Raw genomic sequence first — 4,796 nt, 5'->3', positions numbered from 1 at the left:
CCCGACGGTATTTGGTATTTGGACGAAGTCGTCGTGAAATGCGCTGGAGAGAAATTCTGGCTCTGGCGTGCGGTCGATCAACATGGCACCGTTCTCGAAGAGATATTGCAGAAGCGGCGTGATAAAAGGGCAGCGACGCGCGTGCTGGTGGCGTTAATGAAGCGCTATGGCTTTGCTCCCAAACGGAGCATCACCGATAAGCTCCGCTCCTATGGTGCAGCAAAGGCGGAAGTGGCACGGCCTTGACCATTGGTCGCACAAGTGCAGCGCGACAACCAAGATGAGACGCGCATTGCCTCGCCTGAACTGCTCCCTGAGAATGGGTTATTGCCTCATCTAAATTGCTCCCGACGAATCAACCTCGGGAGCTGTGATGAGGAAGGTAAGCATGGCGACACGTGCGGAATTGGTGGCGGCGATCAGTTGTCGCTATGTGTTAGGCGGGCGGGCCGAGAAGGCGAGGATGTTGGACGAGTTCGTGGCCCTCACGGGCTTTCATCGCAAGCATGCGATGCGACTGCTGCGAGGAGAACGCGAACCGGCCAAGGGTGGTCCTCGGCCAGGGCGCCGGGTTTACGGCGATGACGTGCGGGCAGCGCTCGTCGTTGGGAGGCGTCGGATCGAATTTGCGGCAAGCGACTACACCCCCTGTTGCCAACACTGATCGAAGCGATGGAACGTCATGGACACGGCGATATGAATAGCGAGACGCGCCGGCAACTCTTGACGATGAGTCCAGCGACGATTGATCGGGTCCTCAAGGAGATTAAAGCGAGCGCCACCGGTCCGCGGCGCCGGAAAGGATCAACAGCGATTCGGCGTAGTGTTCCCGTTCGAACCTTCTCGGATTGGGATGACCCCGCACCCGGGTTTGTTGAGGCTGACCTCGTTTCTCATTCCGGCCCGTACGGGAGGGGTGCCTTCTCGCAAACGCTGGTGTTGACCGATATAGCCACGGGCTGGACGGAATGCGCGCCGCTGCTGGTTCGCGAGCAAACGGTACTGATCACTGCGTTGGCCGAACTGCGCAAATTGCTGCCGTTCCCGCTGCTGGGCTTCGACACTGACAACGACAGTGTGTTCATGAACGAGAGTGTTCATGAGTATTGCTTGCGCGATAATATCGAACTTACCCGTTGCCGCCCTTACCGAAAGAATGATCAGGCATTTGTCGAGCAGAAAGAATGGCGCGATCGTGCGCAAGATCGTTGGATGCCGACGCTTCGAGGGGCTGCGAGCCACTCGGGAACTGGCCAAGCTTTATTCGTCAATGCGGTTGTTCGTGAATTTCTTTCAGCCATCATTCAAGCTGAAAGAAAAGCACCGTGACGGAGGCAAGGTGATCAAGCGTTATCATCGTCCCGCCACACCCTTTCAGCGGCTGCTTGACGACCCACGCACGCCGGAGGATACATGCCTTCGGCTCAAGGCGATGTACCTGACGCTCGATCCGGTCCGACTGCTCCACGACATGCGCCTGGCACAAGAGAGATTGGATCGACGGTCGTCATCACCAGCCACCTCCAACAACGGCCTCGTTATTCCGCAAGTGGTCGCAGCAAGGCGGCTGGTGCCAGCTCAACTGGAGCGGTGCGAACCAGTCCTTCGCTACCTGCGACGCCAACAAGAGAGGATGATCGTGAGCGCGACGAACAGCCCACCTTTTCTTTTGTGAATGAGGCCTCGAGATAAGCTCTATCATTGATAGGAGTGGACCGGGATGGTTGGAGATCGCGCTGATGCCATGCTTGAAGTCATGGATGAAGGCATGCATGAAGCCAGGCATGAGGGAAAGTATCGGCGGATCGAGGTGATCACCGGTCGGCGGCAGCGGCGGAATTGGACTGACGAGGAGAAGGCGCGGATTCTCGCGGAGAGCGCAGAACCTGAAGTGAACATTTCGGCTGTTGCGAGGCGCTGGGGCGTCAATCGCGGCTTGCTGAATGTGTGGCGACGGGAAGCCGGACTAACCTCTCAACGGTCGGCAAAGACTAGTTTGCCGCCTGCCGTGTTCGTGCCGGTGACAGTGGTTGGGGATGGCGCACGACACGAAGGCTCGCCATCGAATGCCCCAGAGGTTCTCGCTGGCCGAATTGAGATCGAGATTGCGGGCGCACGCATGACGGTCATCGGCTCGGTAGCGCCTGAACTGGCGCAGGCGATGGTAGCGGCGTTGCGAGGGCGCCGGTGATCGGAGTTTCGCCAAATGGCGTGAAGATCATGGTTGCGACGCAACCCGTCGACTTCCGGCGCGGCATGAATGGCCTGGTAGCTTTGGTGGCGTCAGCCCTTGCGGCCGATCCCTATTGTGGCGACGTGTTCGTGTTCCGCGCCAAGCGTCTTGATCGGCTTCGCTGCATTTATTGGGACGGATCAGGCATGATCCTAGCGACGAAGTGGTTGGAGGCGGGCAAGTTCGTTTGGCCTCCGATCCGCGATGGCGCTATGCAGATGAGTGCCCAGGAGTTCTCGCTTTTGCTGGCCGGCATTGACTGGACGCGCGTCAAACGAAACGCGGTGAGGAGGCCCTCAAAAGCAGGCTGATCCTATTGGTTTTGCTTGAAGATTCAGACCCGTGTGGTAGGGTCTGTCATGCCGCTTCGACCCGATCCCTTGCCCCAGGATGCTGCGCAATTGACCCGGATCATTCTCTCGCTCGACGAAGAGAATGCCGATCTCAAGGCGCGCGTTGCCTTCCTTGAGCGCCAGCTCTTCGGGACGAAATCGGAGAAGATGACGACGATCGATCCAACGCAGGCAATGCTCGATCTTGGCGATCTAGGCGACATTCCCGTTGCTGCCAATGACGATGTCGCGCCGGTCGATGAAGACAAAACGCAGGCACGGCGATCGCCAGCCCGCAATATCGGCCGTTTGCCGAAACACCTTCCGCGTTATGACGAGCTCATCGAGCCAGCGAGCAAGACTTGCCCCTGCTGTTCGTTCGAACTTCATTGCATCGGCACTGATGTCAGCGAGGCGCTCGACATCGTGCCTGCAGTAGTCCGGGTGAAACGGACGATCCGGCCACGCTATGCATGCCGGGCTTGCGAGAGTGGCATCGTGCAAGCACCCGCACCAGCACGCATCATGGACGGCGGCATGGTGACCACGGCGTTTGCAGCCCATGTCGCCGTTTCGAAGTTTGCCTGGCATTTGCCGCTGCATCGCCAGGCGCAGATGCTGGCCTCCTGCGGCGTCATCATTGATCGCGGTACGCTCGGGGCATGGGTCACGCGGGTCGCCTGGTGGCTCGAACTTCTCTACGATGCACTCACCGCCTTCATCCGCTCGCAGCCGAGGGTGTTCTGTGACGAGACGCCACTTCCGCGCCTCGATCCGGGGCGCAAACGAACCAAGGTCTGCCAGTTATGGGCACAAGCGGTTGACGATCGGCCATGGAACGGTCCGGCGCCGCCGGCGGTGGCCTACATTTTTGCCGAAAGCCGCAGCGCTCGCGAGATCGAGGGGCAACTGTCGTCGTTCGCCGGCGTGCTTCAGGTTGATGGATATCAAGCCTATAAAACCATGGTCAAACGACGCGGCAAGAGCAACGTTGCCCCCATGCGGCTGGCCTTCTGCCTCGCTCATGCACGGCGAAAGTTCGTTGACGTCGTCAAACTGACCGGCTCTTCGGAGGCCTTGTCGATCCTTGCCAGGATTGCCGAAATCTATCGCATCGAAGCAAAACTACGAGGGGAAGATGAAGATACCCGGCTTAGCGGCAGGCGTCGTGAGGCAGCTCCCATCATGAGAGAACTGAAGGTCCATCTCACCGAACTGAGCGACGAGGTGTCGTCGAAATCGGCACTTGGCAAGGCAGTCACTTACATGCTCAACCACTGGAGCGGATTGACAGCCTTTCTAGAGGATGGCCGGATCGAGGTGGACTCCAATGTCGTCGAGCGTTCCATGAAATCCGTGGCTTTGACGAGAAAGAACTCATTATTCGTGGGCAACGAGCGGGGTGGAAAGACCTTCGCTGTCCTGGCATCGCTCGTGAACACGGCAAAGCTTAACGGCGTGGACCCCGACGTCTGGCTTGCCGATGTGCTGGAGCGCATCATCTCCGGCAAAGTGAAAGCCAACGAGATGGAGAGCCTTTTGCCTTGGGCCTGGAAGGCGGAACGCGAAGCGATGACACAGCAGGAGCGACAAGCGGCATGACACAGAACAGCCAGGAGATGACGCCGCGACCGAAGCTCGATGACGACGCATTCGAAGCCTTTATCAGGAGACGTCGTCCGCCATCGCCTATCTGGTCAATGAGCAGACTCGATGGTTATCTTACGGCCCTCATCATCGGCCCCAGGTTCATCGACCCACGGCAATGGATCCCGGAACTGACCGGCCCGGATGCCCTAAACCTGCCGATGGAAACAACCGAACATCGGGCCGTGCAGACGATCGTTGCAGAGTATAATCGGATATCTGCAAGCCTTTCCGAGAGACCGAAAGACCACCGGCCAAGGTTCACCCAGATCGATGATCAGACCCTTGATCCATTTGATTGGGACATCTGCTTTCTCATTGGAACACGACACGCGCCAAGGCTTTGGCAGCCTGTCCTTCGAGGTCATGCCGTCACTGGGGATATCATTGCGCCGATCCGCAAGCTCGGCGAGGTAAAACGGAAAGCGACCCACCAGGATGCTGCTGCCGTCGCCGAAGCACTCGTCAATATCCGAACCTATTTTATGCCGAAGCGGGCAAAGCAGAAGTTCTGACCGAGAGCCAGAAAGCCAGAAACCTATTTAGTCAAATCACGAAAGCCGTGGGCCATTCGTTGCGCTCAC

General features: G+C 58.4%; 4 protein-coding genes and 2 pseudogenes. All 6 read left to right on the top strand.

Annotated features, from left to right (window positions below; genetic code table 11):
- Positions 1-262: pseudogene (locus AS026_RS03305) on the top strand (DDE-type integrase/transposase/recombinase); the annotation flags it as partial.
- A gap of 111 nt (positions 263-373) precedes the next feature.
- Positions 374-1,495, top strand: a pseudogene (locus AS026_RS03300) (transposase); the annotation flags it as partial.
- A gap of 225 nt (positions 1,496-1,720) precedes the next feature.
- Complete coding sequence (gene tnpA, locus AS026_RS03295; protein ID WP_062368489.1) at positions 1,721-2,191, top strand: IS66-like element accessory protein TnpA; 471 nt, start codon at positions 1,721-1,723, stop codon at positions 2,189-2,191.
- Positions 2,188-2,544, top strand: a complete 357-nt coding sequence (gene tnpB, locus AS026_RS03290) for an IS66 family insertion sequence element accessory protein TnpB (protein ID WP_028749713.1) — start codon at positions 2,188-2,190, stop codon at positions 2,542-2,544. The genes tnpA and tnpB overlap by 4 nt, the downstream gene beginning before the upstream one ends.
- A gap of 48 nt (positions 2,545-2,592) precedes the next feature.
- Positions 2,593-4,167, top strand: a complete 1,575-nt coding sequence (gene tnpC, locus AS026_RS03285; RefSeq protein WP_028749712.1) for an IS66 family transposase — start codon at positions 2,593-2,595, stop codon at positions 4,165-4,167.
- On the top strand, positions 4,164-4,727 hold the full coding sequence (locus AS026_RS03280) for a UPF0149 family protein (protein WP_062368490.1): 564 nt from the start codon (positions 4,164-4,166) through the stop codon (positions 4,725-4,727). Before tnpC ends, AS026_RS03280 begins: the two co-directional genes overlap by 4 nt.
- The last annotated feature ends 69 nt before the right edge of the window (positions 4,728-4,796 follow it).

It is taken from the genome of Rhizobium altiplani (assembly GCF_001542405.1).
GTDB lineage: Bacteria > Pseudomonadota > Alphaproteobacteria > Rhizobiales > Rhizobiaceae > Rhizobium > Rhizobium altiplani.
This window is presented reverse-complemented; position numbering and strand designations above follow the sequence as displayed.

Coding starts and splice junctions, on each gene's coding strand:
- tnpC (WP_028749712.1), top strand. CDS start 2,593: ATGCCGCTTCGACCCGATCCCTTGCCCCAGGATGCTGCGCAATTGACC.
- tnpA (WP_062368489.1), top strand. CDS start 1,721: ATGGTTGGAGATCGCGCTGATGCCATGCTTGAAGTCATGGATGAAGGC.
- AS026_RS03280 (WP_062368490.1), top strand. CDS start 4,164: ATGACACAGAACAGCCAGGAGATGACGCCGCGACCGAAGCTCGATGAC.